This is a genomic window from Actinophytocola sp., assembly GCF_036002505.1.
Taxonomy (GTDB): domain Bacteria; phylum Actinomycetota; class Actinomycetes; order Mycobacteriales; family Pseudonocardiaceae; genus DASYTH01.
Map to the genome: position 1 here is coordinate 35,532 of NZ_DASYTH010000265.1, position 19,549 is coordinate 55,080.

At 68.3% G+C, this 19,549-nt stretch carries 19 protein-coding genes; 9 read left to right on the forward strand and 10 right to left on the reverse strand.

All coding sequences use genetic code 11. The features are described from left to right. Positions 1-7 precede the first annotated feature (7 nt). Positions 8-529 carry a pyridoxamine 5'-phosphate oxidase family protein gene (locus tag VGR06_RS23415; RefSeq protein ID WP_327561255.1) on the forward strand — a complete coding sequence of 174 codons (522 nt, stop codon included), beginning with the start codon at positions 8-10 and terminating at the stop codon, positions 527-529. Here the strand turns inward: VGR06_RS23415 and VGR06_RS23420 are convergent. Genes VGR06_RS23420 through VGR06_RS23430 form a run of 3 tightly spaced genes read right to left on the reverse strand, consistent with a single transcriptional unit; the run spans position 469 to position 3,871 of the window. Further along, positions 469-2,244 carry a thiamine pyrophosphate-binding protein gene (locus tag VGR06_RS23420; RefSeq protein WP_327561256.1) on the reverse strand — a complete coding sequence of 592 codons (1,776 nt, stop codon included), beginning with the start codon at positions 2,242-2,244 and terminating at the stop codon, positions 469-471. The two genes, VGR06_RS23415 and VGR06_RS23420, sit on opposite strands and share 61 nt — an antisense overlap. Then, on the reverse strand, positions 2,244-3,260 hold the full coding sequence (locus VGR06_RS23425) for a 3-oxoacyl-ACP synthase III family protein (protein ID WP_327561257.1): 1,017 nt from the start codon (positions 3,258-3,260) through the stop codon (positions 2,244-2,246). Before VGR06_RS23425 ends, VGR06_RS23420 begins: the two co-directional genes overlap by 1 nt. Beyond that, a complete protein-coding gene (locus VGR06_RS23430; RefSeq protein ID WP_327561258.1) occupies positions 3,260-3,871 on the reverse strand; it encodes an SRPBCC family protein in 612 nt (203 codons plus the stop codon). The genes VGR06_RS23425 and VGR06_RS23430 overlap by 1 nt, the downstream gene beginning before the upstream one ends. Before the next feature lie 114 nt (positions 3,872-3,985). On the opposite strand from VGR06_RS23430, the gene VGR06_RS23435 reads away from it, so the two are divergent. Continuing rightward, positions 3,986-5,422 carry an MFS transporter gene (locus VGR06_RS23435; protein WP_327561259.1) on the forward strand — a complete coding sequence of 479 codons (1,437 nt, stop codon included), beginning with the start codon at positions 3,986-3,988 and terminating at the stop codon, positions 5,420-5,422. Between the two features lie 110 nt (positions 5,423-5,532). Continuing rightward, positions 5,533-6,030 (forward strand): barstar family protein, encoded by a 498-nt coding sequence (locus VGR06_RS23440; RefSeq protein ID WP_327561260.1) that lies wholly within the window; start codon positions 5,533-5,535, stop codon positions 6,028-6,030. Here the strand turns inward: VGR06_RS23440 and VGR06_RS23445 are convergent. Both VGR06_RS23445 and VGR06_RS23450 read right to left on the reverse strand, forming a co-directional pair. After that, positions 6,027-6,224: a hypothetical protein gene (locus VGR06_RS23445; protein WP_327561261.1), complete on the reverse strand. Its 198-nt coding sequence runs from the start codon at positions 6,222-6,224 to the stop codon at positions 6,027-6,029. The genes VGR06_RS23440 and VGR06_RS23445 overlap by 4 nt on opposite strands. Positions 6,225-6,237: 13 nt before the next feature. After that, the gene (locus VGR06_RS23450) at positions 6,238-7,149 is read right to left on the reverse strand and encodes a hypothetical protein (protein WP_327561262.1); all 912 of its coding nucleotides are present in this window, start codon (positions 7,147-7,149) and stop codon (positions 6,238-6,240) included. A gap of 145 nt (positions 7,150-7,294) precedes the next feature. On the opposite strand from VGR06_RS23450, the gene VGR06_RS23455 reads away from it, so the two are divergent. From VGR06_RS23455 to VGR06_RS23475, 5 genes are all read left to right on the forward strand, one after another. Further along, positions 7,295-8,953 carry an ABC transporter substrate-binding protein gene (locus tag VGR06_RS23455; protein WP_327561263.1) on the forward strand — a complete coding sequence of 553 codons (1,659 nt, stop codon included), beginning with the start codon at positions 7,295-7,297 and terminating at the stop codon, positions 8,951-8,953. Between the two features lie 7 nt (positions 8,954-8,960). Beyond that, positions 8,961-9,953 (forward strand): ABC transporter permease, encoded by a 993-nt coding sequence (locus VGR06_RS23460; protein ID WP_327561264.1) that lies wholly within the window; start codon positions 8,961-8,963, stop codon positions 9,951-9,953. 144 nt (positions 9,954-10,097) lie between these two features. Continuing rightward, positions 10,098-10,985 carry an ABC transporter permease gene (locus tag VGR06_RS23465; protein WP_327561265.1) on the forward strand — a complete coding sequence of 296 codons (888 nt, stop codon included), beginning with the start codon at positions 10,098-10,100 and terminating at the stop codon, positions 10,983-10,985. Further along, positions 10,982-12,031 (forward strand): ABC transporter ATP-binding protein, encoded by a 1,050-nt coding sequence (locus tag VGR06_RS23470; protein ID WP_327561266.1) that lies wholly within the window; start codon positions 10,982-10,984, stop codon positions 12,029-12,031. Before VGR06_RS23465 ends, VGR06_RS23470 begins: the two co-directional genes overlap by 4 nt. Further along, positions 12,031-13,056: an ABC transporter ATP-binding protein gene (locus VGR06_RS23475; protein ID WP_327561267.1), complete on the forward strand. Its 1,026-nt coding sequence runs from the start codon at positions 12,031-12,033 to the stop codon at positions 13,054-13,056. Before VGR06_RS23470 ends, VGR06_RS23475 begins: the two co-directional genes overlap by 1 nt. A gap of 21 nt (positions 13,057-13,077) precedes the next feature. Here VGR06_RS23475 and VGR06_RS23480 read toward each other — a convergent pair whose 3' ends face one another. The 3 genes from VGR06_RS23480 to VGR06_RS23490 all read right to left on the reverse strand — a co-directional run bounded on the left by VGR06_RS23480 (position 13,078) and on the right by VGR06_RS23490 (position 17,079). Next, a complete protein-coding gene (locus tag VGR06_RS23480; RefSeq protein WP_327561268.1) occupies positions 13,078-13,689 on the reverse strand; it encodes a hypothetical protein in 612 nt (203 codons plus the stop codon). Positions 13,690-14,492: 803 nt separating this feature from the next. Beyond that, entirely contained in the window at positions 14,493-15,497 is a 1,005-nt protein-coding gene (locus VGR06_RS23485; RefSeq protein WP_327561269.1) for an endo-1,4-beta-xylanase, read from the reverse strand. 169 nt (positions 15,498-15,666) lie between these two features. Further along, a complete protein-coding gene (locus VGR06_RS23490) occupies positions 15,667-17,079 on the reverse strand; it encodes a PLP-dependent aminotransferase family protein (RefSeq protein ID WP_327561270.1) in 1,413 nt (470 codons plus the stop codon). Positions 17,080-17,126: 47 nt separating this feature from the next. On the opposite strand from VGR06_RS23490, the gene VGR06_RS23495 reads away from it, so the two are divergent. Next, positions 17,127-18,452 (forward strand): FAD-binding oxidoreductase, encoded by a 1,326-nt coding sequence (locus VGR06_RS23495; protein WP_327561271.1) that lies wholly within the window; start codon positions 17,127-17,129, stop codon positions 18,450-18,452. Between the two features lie 352 nt (positions 18,453-18,804). On the opposite strand, the gene VGR06_RS23500 is transcribed toward VGR06_RS23495, so the two are convergent. Further along, the gene (locus tag VGR06_RS23500) at positions 18,805-19,119 is read right to left on the reverse strand and encodes an RNA-directed DNA polymerase (RefSeq protein ID WP_327561274.1); all 315 of its coding nucleotides are present in this window, start codon (positions 19,117-19,119) and stop codon (positions 18,805-18,807) included. Further along, positions 19,043-19,549, reverse strand: a 507-nt coding sequence (locus tag VGR06_RS23505; RefSeq protein WP_327561272.1) for a group II intron reverse transcriptase/maturase, incomplete at its 5' end; no start/stop codon positions are given. The genes VGR06_RS23500 and VGR06_RS23505, both read right to left, overlap by 77 nt.

Below are 19,549 nucleotides of genomic sequence, written 5' to 3' on the forward strand. Positions count from 1 at the left end.
AGAACCGATGACGACGCATGAACCCACCGACGTGACCAACCTGGACCGCTACGGCAACGCACCCCTGGAATGGAGCCGGGCGAGCGAGCTGCTCGCGGCGCAGGCACCGACCGCCAACGTCACGTTCTTCCTGGGCACCTGCGGCTCCAGCGGCAAACCGCACGCCGCCGGGATCGGTGCGGCGTGGCTCGACGGTGGTCTGTATTTCGTGAGCGGCCCGGGAACGCGGAAATCGCGGGACCTCGCGGAGAATCCGGCCTGCTCGATTTCCGTGCGGTTGAGCGGAATGGATATCGTCTTCGAGGGTGAGGCGAGGCGGGTCACCGATCCGGACACATTGGCGCGCCTGGCCGCGTGGTACCGCGACGAGGGCGGCTGGCCGGCCGAAGTGGAGGGTTCCGCGTTCACCGCGCCGTACAGCGCGCCGAGCGCCGGCCCGCCACCGTGGCACCTCTACCGGGTCCAGCTTCACACCGCCGTCGGCCTGGCCACCGCCGAGCCCCACGGCGCCACGCGCTGGCGGTTCTGAACCACGTCCTGTGCCGGAGCGTCGGCGGGCGTGAACGGGACCATCGGCGGGATCTCCTCGCGGGGAAGGCGGAGCTCGAGGACGCCGGGGCGGGCGGCGCACCGCGTGTGGTAGTCCTCGAGCACGTATTCCAACTCGGTGGCCGTGCCGGCGCTGCCGACCCAGAGGGCGTCCGGCCCGCCGAGCCCGCGGGCGATGGTGGGAATGTCGACGGGTCCGTAGGTGGCGCATTCGACGCGGTCGCCGAACATCAGCCGCTGGCGGGAGACGCACATGCCGTGGCCCTGGTTGTTGAAGACCACGTAGAGGATCGGCAGGCGCAGCTCGACCGCGGTGTGGATCTCGAAGCCGTTCATCAGGAACGAGCCGTCGCCGCAGCAGACCACGGTGCGGCCGGGGCTGCCGAGTTGGGCGCCGATCGCGCCGGGCAGTGAGTAGCCCATGCCGCCCATGCCGAAGGCGACGGTGGTGGAGGTGCCGGGTGGTACGAGCGCCCGGTGCATGGCGGCGGCACCGCAGTTGCCGGCGTCGGTGAGGATGTGGCCGCCCGAGGGCAGGTAGCGCTCGAGCACGGCCACGGCCTCGCTGGCCAGCAGGGTGTCGCCGCCGGGCGCCGCAACGCCGGGTTGCTCGAGTTGGGGAGCGTAGCGCCGCAGCCGGTATCCGTTGAGTGGGGCCGCGGTGAACGGGGTGCGGTCCAGCATTCCGCACAGTTGACGGAAAACAACGCCGGCGTCGCCCTCGATCACCACCGCACCGGGGAAGGCGGCGCGGGCCACGGAGCCGTCGTGGGTCACCGCCGCCACCCGGGAGCCGGGCAGGCCGGTGAGCGGCGCCCGGACCAGCATGCCCAGCTCGGTACCGGCGGCGATCACCAGATCCGCTTGGGAGAGCAGGAACTCGTGCACCGACGGGTGGCCGCACGCGCCGGCCACACCGAGATGGAGGGGGTCGGCGTTGGGGAAGTCGCCGCGGGCGGACATCGTTGTGGCGACCGGGATCCGGGCCCGCCGGGCGAACTCGTGCACGCCGCGCTCGTCCCGGCTGGCCCGGACCTCGTGCCCGATCAGGAGGACCGGACGCCTCGCCGACCGGATCGCGTCGAACAACCGTTGCGTGGCAATGACATCAGGCGTGGCGGCGTCAGCCACGTCGCCCAGCTCACGCGGCCAGCCAACCGGTGGACCGCCGACCTCGAGCGGGAACACATCGCGGGGGATCAACAACGCGGCAGGACCCGGCCGGCCGGAGAGCGCCGCCCGTGCCGCCGCCCGGAGCGCGGCCCAGAACTGATCCCGATCGGCAACGCGGGCAACGTGTTTGGTGACCGCGCCGAGCAAGCCGAGCGCGTCCACGGTGCCGGTCCGGCCGGTGGACTCCTGGAACGAGCCCGCACCGTCCAAAGCGGACGGAGGCTGACCGATCACCGCGAGCACCGGCACGCCGTCGGTCAGCGACTCGGCCAGCCCGACCGCGAGGTTCATCATGCCGCCGCCCGAGGTTGCGCAGCACAGCCCGAGGGTGCGGTGCACCCGGGCGTGCGCGTCGGCCATGAACGCCGCGCCGTCCTCCCGCTTGGCCAGCACCGAGGTCAGGCCGCCGCGCCGGTGCACCGCGTCGTGCAGGTGCTCGATGTTGGCTCCGCTGACCCCGAACAGGTACCGCAGGCCCCATTCCCGGAACGCTTCGACGAGCCCGTCGGCGAGCGTCGGCATCAGGCCGCCCGCCAGCGCACGGCCGCCGCCGCACCGAGGTCACCGGCGTGCGCGAACCCGGCCAGCACCAGCAGGCCGCCGTCCGGAATCGCGCCGTCCTCGATGGCGTGCGACAGGGTGATCGGCGCCCCCGCGCCGAACAGGTTGCCGTACCGGTCGAACGTGTCGAGGTGCCGCTTGTCCTCCACCTGCAACGCTTCCGCCCAGTTGCGCAGGAACATCCGGTTGGGCTGATTGGTGATCAGCGTGTCGATGTCGCCGGTGCGCACGCCGATCCGAGTGCACATCGCCGACACCACCTCGGGCACCAGCCGGTTCCCCCGGGAGATGATCTTCGCCACGCTGGACTCGGTGAACTTCACGTTCAGCTGCCCGGACCCCGGCTCCCAGTACTTCCGGCCGTCGTCGAGCTCGATCTGCATGTCCGGCGCGGCCTCCGGCCGGTTGACGATCTCGATGTCCAGCACCGGGCATTCGTCCGACGCCGCCACGAACGCCACCGACGCGCCGTCGCCCGGGATCGCCGACGGCGGCTTGCGCACCACCTCGGACTGGGTGAACACCGGGCCGGCGCAGTTCTGCACGTTGCACAGCAGCGCGGTGCGCGCCGGTGTCGTCTCGATCATCATCCGGGCCAGCCGGAGCATCACGATGAACGAGGCACAGCCGGCGTTGTGCAGATCGAGTATCCACTGTGGACGCGCGCCGATCCGGTGCGCGAGCGTGGCGCCGACCCCGGCGTGCGGCAGGTCCGGCAGCAGCACGTTGGTCAGCACGATGTCCGTGTTCCGCACGGCGTCCGCGCCCAGCCGGCCGGCCAGATCCGCCGCGGCACGCTCGAGCATGTCCGCCGACGTCTCGTCCTTCCCGACCAGATGCCGGAATCTGGGTGGCCGGAACATCGGGTTGTTCCAGTTCAGCCGGTCATCCGGGTCGATCCGGTCGGCGTAGTAGTCCGTGCTGACCGGATCGCCGGGCAGGTACCGGGCGACGTCCAGCAGGCTGACCGAGCTCATCACGACCCGTGCCGGTGTTCGAGGATCTTCTTGAGGTTGGCCAGCTCGATCGCGTGCCCGGCGTAGAACAGCGGCCACAGGTCGCCCACCCACACCCGGGCCGGGTCAGGAACCGTTTCCGGGTAAGGGTTCTGGTCGTAGAACGGGTGGCGGCAGTTCGTCCACAGCACCACCGTGCCCGGCCGGTTCAGCACCAGCCGCGCGTCCACCAGCCGGATCAGGTAGATCATCCAGAGCTTCTCGCCCTGGTCCCACGCGCAGTGGTAGTCCACCGTGCGCGCCGTCGGATCCGTCTTCACCTCGAGGTAGATCTTCGTATCGTCCGCCAGCTCGTCGGAACCCACGTACAGCCCCGGCTTCCCGGTCGGCACGAAGTGGCGCGTGCTGTACGTCCACTCGTCGAGCTTGTCGACGTCCGCGAGGTACTCATAAGTTGTCTCAATAGGACAGTCGATGAAGTCCTGAACCGTGCAGAACCGCCCGTAGATCTGGTCGTGCGGGTACACCGCGTGCGTCATCTCGGCGGCCAGGGCGAAACCCTCGTCCCGGCTGGTGGTCTCACACCGGATCAACCCGGGAATCGCCTCCAGGTCGGATACCACAGTAGTCATGTCGTCACCCCATGCGAATATTCATTTCGGCCACAATGGACGCTAACCAACCGCCCTCAAGAGTTGATCGAGTAAGATTGCCCACCGCCTCGCGGCCATGCGAGCCTCCCCTCCATGCCCGCAACCACCACACCCGTCCGGTCCGGCCTGGTCCTGCTGATCACCGCCTGCGCGCAGTTCCTGGTGATCCTGGACGAGACGGTGGTCAACGTGGCTCTGCCATCCATCAGCCGCGACCTGGGCTTCGCCAGCGCGTCGTCACTGGCCTGGGTGATCGACGCCTACATGCTGCTGTTCGGCGGTTTCCTCATCCTCGGCGGCCGCTCTGCCGACCTCTTCGGCCGCCGCCGCGTCTTCCTGGTTGGGCTCAGCCTGTTCGTCCTGGCCTCCCTGGTCTCCGCCACCACCCACACCGCGGCCGTGCTCGTCGTGGCCCGCGGCGCACAGGGTCTCGGCGCCGCCCTCCTCAGCCCCGCCGCCCTGAGCATCCTGGTCACCGCGTTCACCGACCTGGCCGAACGCCGCCGCGCCCTCGGCATCTGGGGCGGCCTCGCCGGCATCTCCGGCGTCACCGGCGTGGTCCTCGGCGGCATCCTCACCGACACCGCCAGCTGGCGCTGGATCTTCCTGATCAACATCCCCATCGGCCTCGCGCTGGCCGCGGTCGCCCGCGCCGCCGTCCCTCCCGACTCACCGGCTCGCCGCCCCGGCCGCCTCGACTCCGTAGGCGCCACCCTCGTCAGCGCCGGGCTGCTGACACTGGTCTACTCCGTGATCAGCACCGCCCACCGCCCCTGGACCCACCCGCTCACCCTCGGCGGCCTCACCCTCGCCGCCGTGCTGCTGATCGTGTTCGTGCTACGCGAGTCCCGCACCGACGAACCCCTGATCCGCCTGCGCCTCTTCGCCCACCGCGCCACGTCAGTTGCCAACGTCATGATGATCCTCGGCGCCGCCGGCCTCTACGCGATCTTCTTCTTCATCACCCTGTACATGCAGGTCGTCCACGCCTGGTCCCCGCTGCGCAGCGGCCTCTCCTTCGTCCCCATCGGCATCAGCATCGCGGTCTTCTCCGGCGTCGCCATCCAGCTCATGCCCCGCGCCGGCGCCCGCACCCTGCTGATCACCGGCCTCACCTTGGCCGCCGTCGGCCAGCTCCTTCTCCTCCGGACCACAGTGGACGGTTCGTACCTCACCCAACTCCTCCCCTGTCTGGTGTTGATCGGCTGCGGCTACGGCCTGTCCTTGGTCCCCCTGGTCACCGCCGCCGTCAGCGGCCTCCGCCCCGACGAAGCCGGCGCCGGCTCCGGCCTGATCAACACCGCTCAACAGGCAGGCGGCGCCATCGGCATCGCAGCCCTGGCCACCGTCGCCACCTCCCGCTTCGAGCACGCCCTCGTCACCAGTGCCCCTCGCGACGCCATGGTCACCGGCTTCCACACAGCGTGGCTACTCGGTGCCGCGGTGACGGTGGCCGCCGCTCTGATCGCCCTGCTCCTCCCACCCCTCCGCTCCGAAGTTGACGCCGCCGCCCTCCAAGGCGCCGCCTAGCCCGGACGTGTTGGCGCCTGACGTCGCTGTGTTGGCCGCTGGCGTTGCCATGTTGGCACCTGGCGCGAACGATCACCGGCGACCGACCGGCCAAACCCACGCCACCCATCATGACCAGCCAATACACCGACGCAACGCGCCAACACACCATCGCAGCAGGCCAACACATCGACGTGAGCCGCCAACATGCGGATGCCGTACCAGCGAATACCCTTGCCGGGGTGACCGTCGTCTATGTGCTCAACGGCACCGGCATCCACACCCTCGAGGACTTCTGGCGTGAAATCGGCGACGCCGTGAACGGCCCCGGCGGCTACTTCGGCACCAACCTCGACGCCTTCGCCGACTGCCTCCGCGGCGGCCACGGCACACCCGACGGTGGCGACTTCACCCTCGAATGGCGCGATCACCAAATTTCCCGCCACAGCCTCGGCTACCCCGAAACCATCCGCCAACTCGAGCAGCGGTTGGCCCGTGCCCATCCCTCCAACAAACCCGCTGTCGACGCCGAGTTGGCGGACGCTCGCGCCCATCGCGGACCCACCGTCTTCGACTGGCTCGTCGACATCATCAACACCGAAGCCCCCGGCGCCCTCCTGCTCCGCTAGAGAATCGTTGCCAGGTGAACTCGCGGAGTTCTGCTGCGGCGCGGTGGAGGTTGTCGACCCGGGAACCCCTTCGACTCGAGGTGGGCGAGAAGCGCGTGCACCGCGGGCGTCCACGCGCCCGCGGTGCGCCGGACGGTGTCGCCGATCCGGACCGCGCCGCCGGTGTTGCCGCCATCGAGGCGGAGACCGGTCACCGGCGGGATTGTGTCAGCTCGTCGTGTAGCTCACCTGGGTGTAGGCGACGTTGCACTGGGGTTGGCAGGAGGTGGGGAGCGTGAAGTTGTAGGTGCGGCCGTTGTTGATGAGGGCGTCGTTGACGTCGCGGACGCGGATCTGGAACTGGGTGCCGGCCTGGACGGTGGGGAGGAGGACGAAGGATTCGCCCATGTCGCCGTTCATCTGGGCGGTGCGCCAGGTGCCTTGGGAGAAGTAGTCGACGCTGTGGATGCCGTTGGCCAGGTGGGAAATTGACACTGCGCCCCACCAGACCTGGGCGCTCTGCAGGAAGCCGATCTTGATGTCGCCGGTGTAGTTGGGGGCGGGGATGTACTCCCAGGTGATGTGGCGGTTGTTGAAGTGGAGGGGGTCCATGTCGCCGACCGGGACGCCGTTTTGCAGGAACCGGTTCAGCGAGGCGTGCGCGAGGTCGAGGTGGTTGGGGTCGTCGCGGCACCAGGCGTTGGAGTCGCCGCAACTGTCGGCGACGATCATGTTCAGGGTGGCGCCGTTGTACTTGTCGGGTACGAACGAGCCGTTGCGGCAGAACGGCTGGTTGGGGGCGCCGTCGTTGGTGCCGGTGCAGAAGTCGCTGATCGTGACCTTGACCCAGCGGCCGCAGTTGTGGCCGTTGTTCCACGCGCCGATCTTGGGGTCGCCGGCGGGGAGCGGGCGCGGGTAGAAGTTGTAGTCGCGCGGCGTGTTGTAGACGTTGAGCGCGACGAAGTCCTGGCTGTCCAGTGCGGACTGGGGCAGCCCGCAGCCACCGTACGGTTGGCCGAGACTGTCGAACCAGGTCGAGTTGCCGGTGACCGGGGCGGCCTCGGCGATGGCGGGGAACAGAGCCGCCACCAGGGCGGCGATAGCGAGCGCGGCCAAGCGCGCCCGGCGAAGAACGTCCATGTTCAACCCCTATGTCCAGCCCTGTGGAAACAGCTCTGGGAGCGCTCCCAGAATATCGGTTGAGCGAGCCAGCCGCTAGCCCTGGACGGCCGTGTTCCCTAGCATGACTGAACCGGTTAATGACCCAGGACACGGAGGTCCCCCGATGGCTGGCCACGCACACCGCCGGCGAACGGCGCTCATCGCCGGCGCGCTGTCCCTCACGCTCGCCGCCGCCGGTTGCGGCACCCCGGCAACCACCGCGAGCGGCGCGAACCCCCTGCTCACCGTGTACAACGGCGCGAGCGGCCAGTTCACCCTCAACTTCAACCCGTTCGCCCCGGTCCCGCTCGGCCCGACCCGCGGGATGATCTACGAGACGCTCATGTTCGTGAACCTCGCCAAGGCCAGCGACATCCGGCCGCACCTGGCGGAGAGCTTCGAGTGGGGCCCGGACGGCAAGTCGATCACGTTCACCATCCGCAAGAACGTCAAGTGGGCCGACGGCAAGCCGCTGACCGCGGAAGACGTGGCGTTCGTGTTCAACCTGAACAAGGACAACGCCAAGATCAACACAGCCTCGGTGCCGTACGCCGGGGCCACCGCCACCGACGACTCGCATGTCACGGTCACTTTCACCCGCCCCGCCTACACCTACTTCTGGTACGTGGCCGGCAAGACGTTCATCGTGCCCAAGCACATCTGGTCCACCGTCGCCGATCCGGCCACCGACACCAACGGTCAGCCGGTCGGCTCCGGGCCCTACAAACTTAAGCAGTTCAGTGCGCAGAGCATCGACCTGGAGAAGAACGCGGACTACTGGCAGGCCGGCAAACCGAAGATCAACAACATCCGGTTCGTCAGCTTCACCGGCAACGAGTCCGCGCTGAACGCCCTGCTCGCCGGCCAGGTCGACTGGGAGGGCGGGTTCATCGCCGACATCGACAAGGTCTACGTCTCGAAGAACCCTCAGGCCAACAAGTACCTGAACACCCCACAGTTCATCACCGTGTTCGTGCCCAACTTCGACGCCGGACCGGCCAGCGACCTGGCGGTGCGCCTGGCGATCTACACCGCGATCGACCGCGATCAGGTGAACAAGCTGGCGTTCAGCGGCTACGACACGCCCGCCTCGCCCGGCCTGCTGCTCCAGCCGCGGGACCAGAAGTGGGCGACCTCGGACGTGCCCAGCACCACATCGGCCGCGGACCCGGCGAAGGCCGAGGACATCCTCAAGAAGGCCGGCTACACCAAGGGCGGCGACGGCATCTACGCCGGACCGAAGGGCAAGCTGTCGATCAAGGTCAAGGTGGTCTCCGGGTACAGCGACTGGATCGCCGCGCTGCAGGTGATGAAGCAGCAGCTGGCCAAGATCGGTATCGACCTGCAGCCCCAGGAGGAGTCCAAGAACGCCTACGACACCGACATGGAGAACGGCTCGTTCGACATGGTGATCACCAACCTGTACGGCGGGCCGGAGCCGTACTACCTGTACAACGACTTCCTCAACAGCGCCAACACCAAGCCGGTCGGCGAGCGAGCACTGCACAACTTCGCCCGGTTCCGCAGCCCCGCGGTCGACCAGGCCCTGGTGACCATCGGTGCCACCAACGACGAGGCGGCGAAGAAGCAGGCCTACGCCACCATCCAGAAGGAGGCGTTCAGCAAGCTCGCCTACATCCCGATCGGACAGTCGAGCACGCTGACCGAGTTCAACGCCGGCAAGTTCAAGGGCTGGCCGACGATGGAGAACCTCTACGCGCTGCCGATGCCGTTCACCGAGCCGGACCTCGGCATCGTGGCGACCAACCTCGAACCGGCCTGAGATCACCATGCGGTATCTGCGCCGCAAGCTGGTGTTCTACCTGATCGCCGCGTGGGCCGCGATCACCGTGAACTTCGCGGTGCCGCGGCTCATGCCGGGCAACCCGGTCGACGGCCTGCTCCGGCGGATGGAGCAGGCCGGCGGCGGGGCGATGACCCCGGAGACCCGGCACTCCATCGAGCTGCTGCTCGGCTACAGCGGAGAGCAGCCGTGGTGGCAGCAGTACCTGGGCTACCTCGGCAGCCTGGTGCGCGGCGACCTCGGGGTCTCGGTCACCTACTTCCCGTCCTCGGTGTCGCAGGTGATGGCGCAGTCGCTGCCGTGGACGGTGGTGCTGATCGGCGCTTCCACCCTGCTGGCGTTCCTGCTCGGCATCGGGCTCGGTGTGCTGGCCGGGTGGCGGCGGGGGACCTGGCTGGACTCGATCCTGCCGGCCACCACGTTCCTCGCCGCCATTCCGTACTTCTGGCTGGCGCTGATCCTGGTCTTCGTGTTCGGGCTGACGCTGGGGCTGGTGCCGGTGACCGGGGGTTACGACCTCAACCTGCAGGTCGGTCTCAACGGGCCGTTCCTCGGTTCCGCCCTGTACCACGCGCTGCTGCCGGCCCTCACCATCGTGATCAGCTCGGTGGCCGGATGGCTGATGGGCATGCGCAACATGATGGTCTCCACCATGGCGGAGGACTACGTGCTCACCGCGGAGGCCAAGGGGTTGCGGCCGCGGCGGATCATGCTCACCTACGCGGCGCGGAACGCGGTCATCCCGAGCATCACCGGGTTCGCCATCTCGCTGGGTTTCGTGGTGAGCGGGGCCCTGGTGACCGAGGTGGTGTTCTCCTATCCGGGGGTCGGTTTCGCGCTGCTGCAGGCGGTGCAGGCCAACGACTACCCGCTCATGCAGGGGATCTTCCTGGTGATCACGCTGGCGGTGCTGGGCGCCAACTTCCTGGTGGACCTGCTGCACGCGGTGATCGACCCGCGCACCCGGCACTCTGGTTGAGGTGATTCCTATGCCCGCGAGTCCCCAGTTTCAGCACGCGAGTCCCCAACTCGCGCCCGGCTTGAACCGGGAACTCGGGTGTCCGAACCGGGGACTCGCATGCCTGAACCGGGGACTCGCGGGATCCCCAGGAGAGGTGACGCTGTGAGCATCAACGCGGTGAGCGTGGCGGAGGTGACCAGCCCGGCGGCGCGGGCACGCCGGTTCCGGGGCTCGCCGAAGCTCTGGATCGGCCTGGGCATCGTGGGCTTCTTCGTCCTCCTGGGAGTGATCGGCCCGCTGTTCACCGAGGAGCCCAACGCGATCAGCGACGCCGGGCTCACCGGGCCGTCCGCGGGGCACTGGCTGGGCACCACGCAGAGCGGTCAGGACGTGCTCGCCCAGCTCATCGCCGGGACCCACGGGTCGCTGGAGATCGGGCTGATCATCGGGGTGCTGGCCACCGTGCTCTCCATCCTGGTCGGGGTCACCGGCGGTTACCTCGGCGGCCGGGTGGACGAGTCGTTCTCCTTGTTCACCAACGTGGTTCTGGTGATCCCCGGCCTGCCGCTGGTGATCATCGTGACCGACTACATCGAGGACCGCGGCGTGGTCACGGTCGCGCTGACCATCACGATCACCAGCTGGGCGGCGTCCGCCCGGGTGCTGCGCGCGCAGACGCTTTCCTTGCGGGAGCGGGACTACGTGCGCGCGGCCCGGGCCAGCGGGGAGCGCACCTGGCGGATCATCCTGGTGGAGATCCTGCCGAACCTGCTGCCGGTGATCGCCTCCCAGTTCATCTTCGCGATCATCTTCGGCATCCTGTCCGAGGCCGGCCTGTCCTTCCTCGGCCTTGGCGGCACCGATCACCTGAGCTGGGGTGTGATGCTGCACTTCTCCTGGACCGCGCAGGCCCTCGCGCTCGGCGCCTGGTGGTGGTTCGTGCCGCCGGGCCTGGCCATCGCGGTGTTCGGCGCCGGTCTCTCATTGATCAACTTCAGCTTCGACGAGGTCATCAACCCGCGGCTGCGGACGAAGGGGGTGCGGGCATGACCGCGGTGTTGAGCGTGCGCGATCTGACCGTGGACTACGCCGGAGCCCATCCGGTGCATGCGGTGTCCGAAGTGGACCTCGAGCTGCACCGCGGCGAGCTGCTGGGCCTGGCCGGCGAGAGCGGGTGCGGCAAGTCGACGCTGGCCTACGCCATGACCCGGCTGCTGCGGCCGCCCGCCGAGGTGCGGTCCGGCACCGTGACGTTCCGCGAGCCGGGCGGCGACGAGATCGACGTGTTCGGGCTGGGCGGGGAGGAGCTGCGGCGGTTCCGGTGGAAGCGGGTCGCCATGGTGTTCCAGGGCGCGATGAACGCGCTCAACCCGGTGATCTCGGTGCGCTCGCAGCTGGAGGACGTGCTCGACGCGCACGAGCCCGGACTGTCCAAACAGGAGCGGCGGCGGCGCTGCGCGGAGTTGCTGGAGCTGGTGGGGGTGGACCGGCGCCGGCTGACGTCGTACCCGCACGAGCTGTCCGGCGGCATGCGGCAGCGCGTGACGATCGCCATGGCGCTGGCGCTGCGGCCGCCCGTCATGATCATGGATGAGCCCACCACGGCGCTGGATGTCGTGGTGCAGCGGGACATCCTCAACGAGATCACCCGGCTGCGCACCGAGCTCGGCTTCGCGGTGCTGTTCATCACGCACGATCTCTCGCTGCTGCTGGAGATCAGCGACCGGATCGCGATCATGTACGCCGGCCGGATCGTCGAGCAGGCCAGCGCGCGTGAGCTGCTGGAGCGGCCGCGGCATCCGTACTCGGTGGGGCTGCTCAGCTCGTTCCCCAGCATCGCCGGTCCGCGCCGCGAGATGCACGGTATACCAGGGCATCCGCCGGACCTGGGCGAGCCGATCGCCGGGTGCCCGTTCGCGCCGCGCTGCCCGTACCGCCGGCCGGTCTGCGACGAGCTGCTGCCGCCGCTGACCCCCCGCGACGCCGCCCTGGTCGCCTGCCACGCGCACGAACCGTCAACGTACGGTGTGCCGGCACCGGATGCTTTGCTCAGGGGCGAATTCCACCCGGTGGCCGAGGCGGAGGTGGTGAGCTGATGACCGAAGTCGCCTCGCGGAACGGGATCGCCACGCTCGAGGTCCGGGACCTGGTCAGGGACTTCGTGGTCGGCCGGGAGCGCGGCCGCCGGCAGATCCTGCGGGCGGTGGACGGGGTGTCCTTCGACCTGGTCGCCGGGCAGACGCTGGCGCTGGTGGGGGAGAGCGGCAGCGGAAAGTCCACCGTGGCTTCGGTGCTGGCCCAGCTGATCCGGCCGACGTCAGGCACGATCCGGTTGGGCGGCAAGCTGATCGGCACGCGGGGCCGGGCGCTGCGCCGGTACCGGGAGGAGGTGCAGATCGTCTTCCAGGACCCGTTCGCCTCACTCAACCCGTTCCACACCGTCGACCACCACCTGCGCCGGCCCCTGCGGATCCATCACCGCGCTGGGTCGAAGTCCGAAGAGGACGAACAGGTTCTGCAGCTCCTGGAGCGGGTGAACCTGTTCCCCGTCAAGCGGGTCGCCGGCAAGCACCCGCACGAGCTCTCCGGCGGTCAGCGCCAGCGGGTCGCCATCGCCCGCGCGCTCGCCCCGCGCCCCAGCGTGCTGCTCGCCGACGAGCCGGTCTCCATGCTCGACGTCTCGATCCGCCTGGAGATCCTCAACCTCATCGACCAGCTCAAGACCGAGGACAACCTCGCCGTCCTGTACATCACCCACGACCTCGCCACCGCGCGCCACTTCTCCAGCCGCGTGATCGTCATGTACCGCGGCGAGGTGGTCGAAAGCGGCCCGGCGGACGAGGTGATCCTCGCGCCGAAGCACCCCTATACCCAGCTGCTGGCCAGCGCCGCCCCCGACCCGCGCCGTCCTGAGCGTCGAACTCAGTTGCCGGAACGTACGACTCAGTTGCTGGAGCGTCGAACTCAGTTGCTGGAGGGTACGACTCGCGGGGAGGGGTGCCGGTTCGCGGAGCGGTGCCCGTCCGCGATGCCGGTGTGTGCGACCCGACCGTCGCTTGTGGACGTTGGGACGGCGCACCAGGCGCGTTGCTGGCTGTACGACGGAGCTGCCGGCGAGTGAGTCAAGATCTCATACCTATGATCATCTCAAGAGCCTGGACGATGGTGTCGACCGTGTCAGGTCACGGTCGGCGGGTGCGATCGTGCCGATATTGAGGTTGATGAGCGGACGGCCCTCCTCGAGGTACAAGGACCACAATGATCGGCGCGTTCCGTACAGCCGATAGTAAAAGCTGGCCGTCGGCACGACACCGACTCCGCCGCGGTACATGGCTCCCCGGGTGTCGGCGTGTTTGAGCAGCTCGAGGACCGCGGTTTTGGCGCCCTGATCGTCCAGGCGCAGCACGGCTTGATCGATCTCCGGCCGCGTCCACCGGCGTCGTGGGCGTTTCTCGGACTCCGCGGGCTCGTCAAGGTCGGCCGGGGGCGGTCCGATGACTCCGAGGATGGCCGTCGCGAGCTGCTCGATCCAGTCGATGACCGACGTTGTTTCATGATCGGTGATGAGTCGCTGCGCACCATGACGCTCGGGATCACGATCAGCCTCGTGGGCGATCTTGTTACGCCGATGCACAATCTCCTTGAGGCGGGAGTGGATCTCCTCCGTGGAAGTCGTCGGACCGTTTCCCCGGCTGCTCAACTCCCTTGCCACGCTCCGCCACAGCTGCACATCGGTGACATGCTTGAGGGCCAACTTGATATTTTCCGGTGACTGATACGACAGGTGGCCGAACCCTGCTTCCAGACGTGACCGGAACGCAGGGCCGTTTCAAGATCGTTTAAGCAGCGGCTCAGGAGGTACTACTCAAGGCCGATGGTGTGCCGGTGGTGCGGGACCTCGGCGATACTTCAATGTCCATTGTGGAGTGGGTGAGATGAAGGGGGCCTTCCTCACGCTCACCGTGACAAAGGCCCCCTTCATCGCACGACAGCGGAGCCACTGGAATACCTGGCCTCACCACAGTCCCATCAGCAACGAGCAACCACTCAGATGATCTTGAAACAGCCGTGGACCGGAACGCGTCGCGCAGCGTCGTCGTGCCGCGTTGGACATCCTCGAACAGGCTCATGGGGATCTCGATCGTCAGAAACTTGGAAGGCCGCGGAATGGACACGTTCAGTGCGAATCCCAGTGCGCGGTCGTACAGCTCGCGGTGTACCCAATGATCAAGCGCGGACACCGCGTGAACCCACGCGGCGCGGTACAGACCGCAAACGTCGAAGGCCGTGACTCCCAGTCGCTCGAGGTACCGGCCGCCGCGAACCAGGTCACGGGCATAGACGAGGTTGTTGCTGAATTCGGTAAAGGCTGCGGTTGTCCACTGGGGCTCTGGTAGCCAGCACGGCCTGCACCGCGGGCGTAAAGCCGGGCGGATCTTCATCAGCTACTGGAGCTCGGTCGAGCTTTACGACCGAAGGTGGCCACCGCCCGGCAGGGATCGGGCAGCAGCCACCTTCAGTTTCACCCCCGGCGATGGCTTGGCGGGGGGGCGACGATCAGCTGTTCAGCACCGCGAGGACGGAGTTGTAGGCCGGCTTCTTGTTGAAGTTGCCGTCGAACAGCAGCGGGGTGGAGCTGGCGCGCCAGGAGTACTTGTCGGTGACGCCCCAGGTGACGATGCGGTTGCAGCGGGAGACGTTCAGGCAGGCCTGCACCACGGTGCGGTAGTTGTTGGCCTGGGTGGTGAAGTTCGAGCCGCCGATGTCCAGCTCGGTGATCTGCACGTCCACCCCGAGGTTGGCGAAGCGCTGCAGGTTGGCCTGGTAGTCACCGGGCACCCCGTTGATGTTGAGGTGGCTCTGGAAGCCGACGCAGTCGATCGGTACGCCGCGGGCCTTGAAATCGCGGACCATGTTGAACACCGCGTTGCTCTTGGCGTTCTGGCCGTCGGTGTTGTAGTCGTTGTAGCAGAGCTTGGCGTTCGGATCGGCGGTGCGCGCGAGGCGGAACGCCTGCTCGATCCAGCCGGTGTTGAAGCCGAGCCGCTGCGTCCAGATCGAGCTGCGCAGGCCGCCGCCGGTGCCGTCGGCGAACGCCTCGTTCACCACGTCCCAGTACGCGATCTGGCCACGGTACCTGCCCGCGACCCCGTTGATGTGCCGCTGCATGGCGGTCATCAGGGCCGAGCCGGTGGAGATCTGGTTGACCCAGCCGGGCAGCTGGCTGTGCCAGACCAGCGTGTGCCCGCGGAGGGACTGCCCATGGCTGCGCGCGTGGTTGACGATGTTGTCGGCCGCGCCGAAGGTGAACTGGCCGGGGTTGGGCTCGGTGGCGTCCCACTTCATCTCGTTCTCGGGCGTGACGCTGTTGAACTCCCGGTCCAGTGTGTTCGCGTAGGCGGCCTCGCCCAGGTGGTTGTTGGCCACGGCGGCGCCGAAGAACCGTCCCTTGGCGGCGGCGGATGCGCCCAACGTGGTGGCGGCCTCGGCCGGGCCGGCGGTAGCCACACCGGCGACCACCAAGGCGGCAGCGAGCACAAGCGGTCGTACCTTGCCGATCATCACCATCTCCTCGTTGAGTAGTCGCTCGGCTACTTACTGTCGTAGCTCACGATTTCGGAGATGTCAATGCAATTTCCGAAGTGTTTCCGGAAATTGGACTCACTCAAGTACCAGCTCAGAACCAGGCAGGCAGGATGCAACGCCCGATTCGCATCATGAGCTCCGAGAATTATCGGCGAAGGTCTCCGATAGCTTCCGCAAGAACTACGATACCTTCGGTGATAGCCCGCTCGCTCAACGTGGCATAGCCGAAGATCAACCCGCCCGGCCCCGTGCTGCCCAGCCGGTACGGCGACACCCCGTACACCCCGACGCCGCGCCGCGCCGCGGCCTCGACGAGCGCGGCCTCGTCCAACTCCGGCGGCAGCCAGGCGACCAGGTGCAACCCGGCGGCGATCCCGGCCGGCTCCACCTCGGGTGTGTACTTCTCCAGCGCCCCAAGCAAAGCGTCCCGGCGCCGGCGGTAGGCCGGCCGCATCCGCCGCAGGTGCCGGTCGAACTCGCCGCGCGCCAGGAAGTCGGCGAACGCCAGCTGGTCGATCACCGGCGAGCCGCGGTCGGCGGTGACCTTGGCCGCGACGACATCCTCGACCAGGTGCCCCGGGACCAGCAGCCAGCCCAACCGCAGCCCCGGCGCCAATGTCTTGCTGGCCGTGCCCGCGTACACCACCTGGTCCGGCGCCAACCCCTGGATCGCCCCGATCGGCGCCCGGTCGTACCGGTGCTCGGCGTCGTAGTCGTCCTCGATGACCAGCGCCCCGCACCGCCGCGCCCAGCGCAGCACCCCGGCCCGCGCTTCGGCGGAGAGCACCGCGCCGGTCGGCCACTGATGCGACGGCGTCAGGATCACCGCGTCGGCCTCGACCCGGTCCAGCTCGTCGACCCGGATCCCGTCCCGGTCCACCGCGACACCGACGACGTCGATCCCGGCCGCCGCGGCGAGCGGCCGGCAGTCGTCGTCGGAGGACGGGTCCTCGACCACGATCCGCCTCGCCCCCGACTTCGCCAGCACCTGCAGGACCAGCGAGATGCCCTGCGCGTACCCGTTGCAGATCACCACGTTCCCCGGGTCGGCCGCGGTGCCGCGCACCCGGTTGAGATAGTCGGCGAGCGCCTCCCGCAGCTCCGGCACACCGTGCCCGGACAGGTACCCGAACCGCTCGTTCGGTGCCTCGGTCAGCACGGTCCGGATCGAGCGCAGCCACGCCGTCCGCGGGAAGTGCGACACGTCGGCCCGCCCGTACCCGAAGTCGATCTTCAGGGCGGCCGCCGGCTTCGGCGCGGCGGGTGCGGGTGCGGTCTCCGGCCCGGCGGCCACCTGCGTGTACCCGCCGGTCCGGCTGGTCAGATACCCCTCGGCGACGAGCTGCTGGTACGCCTCCACCACCACGCCGCGGGACACGTTGAGGTCCGCGGCCACGGTGCGGGTCGGCGGCAGCGACGTGCCGAGACGCAGCCTTCCCGACCGGATCCCGTCCCGGATGCTGGACTCGATCTGCCGGTGCAGCGGCACGCCGGCATCGCGCCGCAGCTCGATCAGCAACTCGCCGGCAAGGAGAGAATTGGTCCTGTCCGTGGCCATAGGATTGGATCTTATCGAGGGGACCGATTCCGGCCAAGCTCATGGTCATGACAGCGTCCTTCAAGACCCTCACCTCTGATGGGCAAGTACTGACGCCGGGCGACCCCGCCTACGACGAGGCCCGGACCGTGTGGAACGCCATGGTCGACCGGCACCCCCGGATGATCATCCGCTGCGCCAGCGTGGCCGACGTGGTGACCGCGGTGCGCACCGCCCGCGACCTCGGCCTGGAGATCGGCGTCCGCTGCGGCGGCCACAGCGTGCTCGGCCTGGCCGTGCCCGACGACGGCCTGATGATCGACCTCACCCCGATGGCCGGGGTCCGCATCGACCCGGCCCGGCGCCGCGCCTACGTGCAGGGCGGCGCGCTGCTCGGCGCCCTCGACCGGGCGTCCCAGCGCTACGGCCTGGCCACCACCGCCGGCAACGTCTCACACACCGGCGTCGGCGGCCTGACCCTCGGGGGCGGCATGGGCTGGCTCGCCCGCCAGCACGGCCTCGCCTGCGACAACGTCCTCTCCTACCAGGTCGTAACCGCGTCCGGCGACGTCATCCGCGCCAGCCGCACCGAGAACCCGGACCTGTTCTGGGGCCTGCGCGGCGGCGGCGGAAACTTCGGCATCGTCACCGAGTTCGAGTTCCAGCTCCACGAAGTCGGGACCCGCACCCTCGTCGCCGAGTACTCCTTCCCGCTCGACGCCGCCGCGTCGGTGCTCCGTACCTGGCGCGACCTCAACACGACGGCCCCGCGCCAGGCCACCTTCACCGCCTCCCTCAGCCGCGACGGCCAGCTCACCGCCGGCTTCGTCTGGGTCGGCAACCCCGCCGCCGGCCGCCGCCTGCTCCCCGCGATGCGCGCACTCGGCCGCCCAACCCACACCCACGTCGCCGAGATGTCCTACGTGGACCTCCAACGCCGCGAGGACTCCACCGGCCGGCACGCCCTGCGCCGCTACTCCAAGGGCCACTACCTGCGCGAGCTCCCCGACGCCGCCATCGAGGCGTTTCTCCGCCGCGGCGGCGGTGCCGACCTGCCCAACGTCGGCCTCCAGGCCTACGGCGGGGCGATCGCCGAGGTGTCCGATGAGGACGCCGCGTTCAGCCACCGCGCCACCCTGTTCGAGTTCGGCACCGGCATATCGTGGACCGATCCCGCCGAGGACGTGTCCCGCATGGCCGTCGCCCGTCGTGCGGCCGATGCGCTCGCCCCGTTTGCCAGCGGCGTTTACGTCAACGCCCTCAGTGATGACGGAACCGACGGTGTGCGTCGTGCGTATCCGGGCGGGAAGTTTGGGCGGCTGGTTGCGCTCAAGGATGCTTATGATCCGGATAACGTGTTTCACCTCAACCAGAATATTAGGCCGTCTCGGTAGGGCTTCTTTGGTGGGCTGAGCCCGGGGTGCCTCCCGCTCTTGGCGGGTGATGGTTGCCTTCTAAAACATTAAAATTTTAGGAGAGGGAAAGACAAAGGAAGCGCTACGGCGCCGCCTGTGGCGCCGCCGTGGTGCTCGTCGGTGCCGGTTTGGTTTTGGGGTGCCGGTTGGCGGGGGGCGCTTCGCGCCAAAGAATCATGACCACGCCCGGGGGTGTGTGGCCTGCCGCCGCTGTTGCCGGGGGTTGGGTTCCGGTAGGCCGGTGGCGAGGTGCCCGTGGTTCGGATCCTTTTCCGCCGGCCCCCGGTCCGAACCGGACGTGCGAGTTTCCCCGCATCCGGCTCTCCCGTGATTACTCCGTGGGTGTCGCGGTGGGTTGCCGTGTGTGGATGAGGTCATGGCACGGGTTGCAAACGACGAGGGTCTTGCGTCGTCGTAGTGTCATGATTTTCGCCCATTCGGGCTGTGGTTTTCCTGGGGTGTGGAGGTCGGCGAGTGCGCGGATGTGGTGGACTTGCACCGCAGCCGGGTTTTCGCAGAGTTCGCATCGCTCCGCCAGCAGGCGTGTTTCCAGCTCTTTGCGACTGGGTTTAGGGATTGGTTCGCGATCGTCGAGGATCGCTGTCCTGTGCCGTTTTAGTGGAATTCCAGCGAATCGTGCGACCAGTGGTTTCTTGCCGGGCCGTGCTCGGGTGGCCTCGTAGCATCGACGTGGCCCGTCTGGTGTGTCGATGGTGGCCCGGTACTTCTGGGCCATCTTCGTTACCGTTGAGCGGTGTTTCGCTGCGAGGGTTTTTGAGCATAGATGTCGTCATGACCCATTCCAGCTTCGTGAGTTTCCAGACGTCGCTGGCCAGCAGGTAGTACTGGACGATGCCCCGGTAGCGTGAACCGAATGTGCTGATGATGAGGTGGTCGTCGAGATTCATCAGGTCGGCTCGATGGGCGGGTTGACCGCCTTTGTGGTAAAGGGCACACCGGGCGTTGATGGCCGTTGCGGGCACACGTAGGCCGACGATCCCGTTGATGGATCGCTTGCCCTTGGTGGCCTTACGGTCGTCGTGCCAAACGGTGATTTCGTAGCCGAGGAACTTTGC